This window comes from Burkholderia sp. Se-20378 (assembly GCF_017104665.1).
GTDB lineage: Bacteria > Pseudomonadota > Gammaproteobacteria > Burkholderiales > Burkholderiaceae > Burkholderia > Burkholderia lata.
Genome location: NZ_JAAGPG010000671.1, coordinates 1 through 4,028 on the forward strand (window position 1 = coordinate 1; position 4,028 = coordinate 4,028).

6 protein-coding genes are annotated in these 4,028 nt (G+C 68.9%); 2 read left to right on the forward strand and 4 right to left on the reverse strand.

Annotation, left to right across the window (positions count from 1 at the left end; all coding sequences use genetic code 11):
- On the reverse strand, nucleotides 1–333 hold a 333-nt coding region (locus G3N93_RS35815), incomplete at its 3' end, for a DJ-1/PfpI family protein (RefSeq protein WP_206135117.1).
- Nucleotides 334–450: 117 nt separating this feature from the next.
- Here G3N93_RS35815 and G3N93_RS35820 point away from each other — a divergent pair.
- The gene (locus G3N93_RS35820; RefSeq protein WP_206135119.1) at nucleotides 451–1,134 is read left to right on the forward strand and encodes a DJ-1/PfpI family protein; all 684 of its coding nucleotides are present in this window, start codon (nucleotides 451–453) and stop codon (nucleotides 1,132–1,134) included.
- 75 nt (nucleotides 1,135–1,209) lie between these two features.
- Nucleotides 1,210–1,521, forward strand: coding sequence for a cupin domain-containing protein (locus tag G3N93_RS35825; protein WP_174940326.1), 312 nt, complete (start codon nucleotides 1,210–1,212; stop codon nucleotides 1,519–1,521).
- 58 nt (nucleotides 1,522–1,579) lie between these two features.
- Here the strand turns inward: G3N93_RS35825 and G3N93_RS35830 are convergent, their stop codons facing one another.
- The 3 genes from G3N93_RS35830 to G3N93_RS35840 all read right to left on the reverse strand — a co-directional run.
- Nucleotides 1,580–1,864 carry a PAAR domain-containing protein gene (locus G3N93_RS35830; protein WP_039359956.1) on the reverse strand — a complete coding sequence of 95 codons (285 nt, stop codon included), beginning with the start codon at nucleotides 1,862–1,864 and terminating at the stop codon, nucleotides 1,580–1,582.
- Nucleotides 1,865–1,981: 117 nt separating this feature from the next.
- Nucleotides 1,982–3,184 carry a porin gene (locus tag G3N93_RS35835; RefSeq protein WP_206135120.1) on the reverse strand — a complete coding sequence of 401 codons (1,203 nt, stop codon included), beginning with the start codon at nucleotides 3,182–3,184 and terminating at the stop codon, nucleotides 1,982–1,984.
- A gap of 116 nt (nucleotides 3,185–3,300) precedes the next feature.
- On the reverse strand, nucleotides 3,301–4,028 hold a 728-nt coding region (locus G3N93_RS35840; RefSeq protein ID WP_241026841.1), incomplete at its 5' end, for an amidase family protein.

Here is a 4,028-nt window from a genome sequence, read left to right on the forward strand (position 1 = left end):
TGCCACGCGCCGCGTGCGCGCCGCCTGCTGCTGCACCCAGCGCACCAGCCGCGCATCCCTGGATGCCGCATGCACGCCCTTGCCGCCGGCGACGATCAGCGTATCGGGATGGCGCGCAGCCGAGCGCAGCGATTCGGCCATCACGACCAGGCCCGACGATGTCTCGACGGGCCCCGCCTCAGCCGCGATGACGCGCGGCGCATACGGCGCCGGCTGGCCGCGCTCCAGCGCCAGCTCGTTGACGGACGCAAACACCTGCAGCGGCCCCGACACGTCGAGCAGCTGGGCACGAGGGAACGCGAGAACCAGGATCGAACGCGCGGCGGCAGTCATGGCGATTGGCTGAAAACGTGGGTGATATGGCAATTTCGCCAAACACTACGCGCCTAGAATCGATCTGTCCATCCCGTGCCGGCAACGGTACGTTCCCCTTCCAAGCGGAGTTTTCGCATGTCCCTGCATATCGGCTTTCTCGTGTTTCCGGGCGTCCAGCAACTCGACCTCACCGGCCCGCACGACGTGCTCGCGTCGCTGCCCGACGCAACCGTTCATCTGGTCTGGAAATCGCGCGACGCCATCGCGTCGAGCAGCGAGCTGGCGCTCGCGCCGACCTGCACGTTCGACGACTGTCCGCCGCTCGACGTGATCTGCATCCCGGGCGGGATCGGAATCAACGCGCTGCTGCTCGATGCCGAAACGATTGCGTTCGTGCAGCAGCGCGCGGCAACCGCGCGCTACGTGACGTCGGTCTGCACGGGTGCGCTGCTGCTCGGCGTGGCCGGCCTGCTGCGCGGGCGGCGCGCGACGACGCACTGGGCCTTCCACTCGCTGCTCGAACCGCTCGGCGCGGTGCCGGTGCGCGAGCGCGTGGTGCGCGACGGCAACCTGATCACGGGCGGCGGCGTCACGGCCGGCATCGACTTCGCACTGACGATCGCCGCGGAGCTGGCCGGCGAAGAAGAAGCGCAGGCGATCCAGCTGCAGCTCGAATACGCGCCCGCGCCGCCGTTCGACGCCGGTTCGCCCGACACCGCGCCGGCGGCGGTCGTGGAGCGCGTCACCGAACGGTCGGCGGCCGGCTTCGCGAAGCGCAAGGCGACGATCGAACAGGCGCTGCGCGCGATGTCGCGCTGAATGCGGGCACCGGGAAATTCACTTGAAGAGTCGAAGACTGGAAGACGACGCGCATTCGCGCCGGAGAACCCATCGATGAACATCATCCGCAGCGCAGCATTCACCGCGGACCGCGCGTGGGGCGCGCTCGACATCGCGAACCTGAACGGCATCACGGTCCGCCTGCACTGGACCGACCAGCCGTATCGGTGGCACGTGAACGACGGCGAGGAAGTGTTCGCGGTGCTCGACGGCCGCGTCGAGATGCGTTATCGCGAAGCAGGCGTCGAGCACGCGACAGTGCTCGAAACGGGTGACGTGTTCCACGCGTCGACCGGCACCGAGCACGTCGCGCATCCGCTCGGGGAAGCACGCATCCTCGTGATCGAAACCGAAGGCAGCGTCTGACGGCCGGCGGCCGGGTGTCGATGCCGCGCGAGTGGCAAGCGCCGCCGCGCGGCGGGTTTCATCCGGTGATCGTCCCGGTGGCCTGCGACGCGATCAGCTTCGGCTGCGGCGTGCACAGGCACTGGCACAGGTCGTGTTCGAGCGCGACGACCTTGCCCATCACGGTCATCGTCCGCTCGCCGCCGTCGGACACGATCACGCCCGGCGACTTGCAGGCGGCGCAGAACACCGCTGCGCCGAGATAGGCGAGTTCGCGTCCGTCGAACGACGAATTGGCGATCCCTTCGAGCACGACGCCGCCGTGGTCGGTCGTGTCGCCCTTCAGAATGAATTTGCGGCTCATGGTGTCGGTTCTTCCCTCGGAAATGCCGTGCAACGCGGCAGCGCGCAGGCAGTCGGAATCTGCCCGTCGTTCGCGGGCGTCCCGCGAGCATATCACCACGCGCCGCGGCCGCCTCCGTCAGAACTTGTGCCGCAGGCCCACGCGCGCCTGGAACTGCCGGTCGTTCGCCGATGCGCCGGGCCCGTTGATCGCGGCGACCGCCGGGCGGCCGGTCGAGTCGGTACCCGACGCACGCTGGTAGACGGCGGTCAGGTACACGTCGGTGCGCTTCGACAGGAAGTAATCGAGCCCCGCCGCGACCTGGTGATACGTCGCGCCGTCGCGGCCGCTCACGCCGCCGCCGCGCGTGTAGTCGTACGCGACGCCGCCGAACAGGTAGGGCGTGAACTGATAGCGCACGCTGGCCTCGACGTTGTTGAACACCGCGTTGCCGGACACGCCGCCCGGATTCGGCCCGGACGACAGGTCGCCGAGCTGGCGAAACGACGTGTTCGTATACATCGCGCCGAGCGTGACCGCACCGATCGCATAGGTGCCGCCCGCCGCCGCGACCTGCAGCGTGCGCGCCGATGCATAGCCCGCATACACGGGCGACAGCATGTTGTTGCCGGGCACGCCGCCCGTGACCGGTGCCGGGCTGCCGGTCGTGCCGAAGAACGACACGTTCGGGTTGCGCGCATTCAGGTAGCCAGCCGCCACCACGAGCGGCCCGCGCGTGTAGCCGGCCGTCATCGACCACACCTGGTTGCGCGTCGCCGCGCCCGCGACGCCGCCCACGCCATACATCGCCGCGAAGCGGAACCCGCCGTAGTCGTTGCTCGTGAACTTGATCGCGTTGTTGGTCGAGTTCGCGTTGTTCACGTTGTCGAGGTCGCCGGGGTGCGCAACCATGTAGCCGCCGAACAGCGCGGCGGCCTCGAGCGGCCCGAGGAAGTCGACGTTGGTGTCGTACTGCCGCCCGAGCGTGACGGTGCCGAACGGCCCCGCCAGCCCGACGAACGCCTTCTTGCCGAAGATGAGCCCACCCTGCCCGAGCTTGCCCGTGCTCGGGTCGAAGCCGTTCTCCAGCGTGAAGATCGCCGTCATCCCGCCGCCGAGATCCTCGACGCCGCGCAGCCCCCAGCGGCTCGCCTGCTGCACGCCGCCCAGCATCCGCCACGCGGGCTTGCCGCTCACCGTGCCGTTCGGGCCGGCCACCGCGAGGTTGCTCGTGTAGGTCAGCCCCTCATCGATAATGCCGTACAGCGTCACGCTGCTCTGTGCGTGCGCCGCACCCGCGATCAGCGCGACACCCGCGCCTGCCAACAGCCGTTGTTTCATCGGAAGGTCTCCATTGCGCGGGTCGAATGGCAAAACGCAGGCGTGCGCGTCCCCCGCAGGCGCGCGGCCTGCTCCGGTGCAAACCGGAACGGTTGGATGTGAGGCGGAAAAGACGGTCAGCGCATCGCGTCGGCGACAACGGCCGGCGGTGTCCAGCGGCGGCCCGACGCGACTTCGTACGCGTGACCGAACTGCAGCACGCTCCAGTCGTCGCGGTAGCGGCCGACGATCTGCATGCCGATCGGCAGACCGGTTGCGCCGAAACCGCACGGCACCGACAGGATCGGCGCCTCGGTCGACGACAGGTACCAGCACACGCGCATCCAGTCGATATACGACGTGCTGGCGGCACCTGGCACATGCGCAGGCAAGCGCAGGTCGACATCGAACGGCATCACCTGCGTGGTCGGCAGCACGTAGAACGTGTAGCGCTGCATGAACGCACGCATCCGCTCGAACAGGCGCGTCTTGCGCACGAACATGCGGCCGAGATCGGCGGCCGTCAGCGAGCGATGCAGCCGGTATTCGTCGTGAATCTCGGGCTTCAGCACCGCGCGCTGCGCATCGTCCAGCCCGTCGACCAGCGTGCCGATCATCCATGCGCGCTCGATGCGGAACACCTCCTCGGCATCCGACAGATCGGGATCGTCGAATTCGACTTCGCAGCCCAGCGCCGCGAACACGCGCGCCTGCGCATCGACTGCACGCCCGATCTCCGGATCGACCGGCACGCCGGGCAGGCCGCGTGACATCGCGATGCGCGTGCCGCGGAAGTCGCGTTCGAGCGGCTGCGCGAAGCGTGCGCCCGGTTCCGCGAGTTCGGTCGCGGTCTCGCCGCTCGGCC